Annotated in this window: 1 protein-coding gene; it reads left to right on the forward strand. The window is 48.9% G+C overall.

What is annotated here, in order from left to right:
• On the forward strand, nucleotides 1–1,000 hold a 1,000-nt coding region (locus tag D8S93_RS24745; protein ID WP_152816219.1), incomplete at both ends, for an efflux RND transporter permease subunit.

The raw sequence follows: 1,000 nt of genomic DNA on the forward strand, positions 1-1,000 counted from the left end.
CTGACAGTAAGGTGCTCCGTCAACTGGCAGAGCAGGCAAAATCGATCATGCAGAACGATGCAAATTTGATCGCCGTACAAGACGATTGGCGCCAGCAAGTTCCGGTACTTTCGCCTGTTTATTCGTCTCAAGAAGCACAACGCTACGGACTCACCACACAAGAAATCAATGCGGCGATTGCTCAAACATTATCAGGGCGCAGCGTCGGCGTTTTCCGTGAAGGGAACGACCTGATTCCGATTGTGGTCAGAGCCCCGGAAAGCGAGCGAGCCCATGAGAGAGCGATTGAAAATACCGAAGTTTACAGTGCACAGGCGGGAAGCTTTATTCCAGTTAGTCAACTGGTAGACTCGGTGGATGTGGTGTATCAGGATGCGATCTTACGACGTATTAACCGTATGCCCACCATCTTAGTTCAAGCCGATCCGGCTCCGGGTGTCATGACGTCCGACGCCTTTAGTCAAGTGCGTGACAAGATTGAAGCGATTGACCTCCCTTCGGGTTATGAATTGATCTGGTATGGTGAATATAAAGCGTCTAAAGATGCCAATGAAGGTTTGGCGATTTCAGCGCCATATGGTTTTGCCGCCATGATTCTCGCGGTGGTCTTTATGTTTAATGCGTTACGTCAGCCACTTGTCATCTGGATGACTGCTCCGCTTGCGATTATTGGTGTGGTCATTGGCCTTATCGCCTTTCAAACACCTTTCGAGTTTATGGCGATCCTCGGCTTCTTGAGCTTAATCGGTATGATGGTTAAGAACGCGATTGTATTGGTTGATCAAGCTGACGCTGAGATCGGCGAGGGCAAAGCACCCTATAACGCCATTATTGAAGCGTCGCTAAGCCGAGCCAAACCCGTCTTACTTGGAGCGCTCACAACAATTCTTGGCGTCGCGCCACTATTGATTGACCCGTTCTTCAAGAGTATGGCAGTAACGATTATGTTTGGCTTGTTGTTTGCGACGATTTTAACCTTAGTGGTGATTCCGTTGTTTTA

The organism is Vibrio sp. VGrn 2 (genome assembly GCF_009361695.1).
In the GTDB taxonomy this organism is placed as follows: Bacteria; Pseudomonadota; Gammaproteobacteria; order Enterobacterales; family Vibrionaceae; genus Vibrio; species Vibrio diabolicus.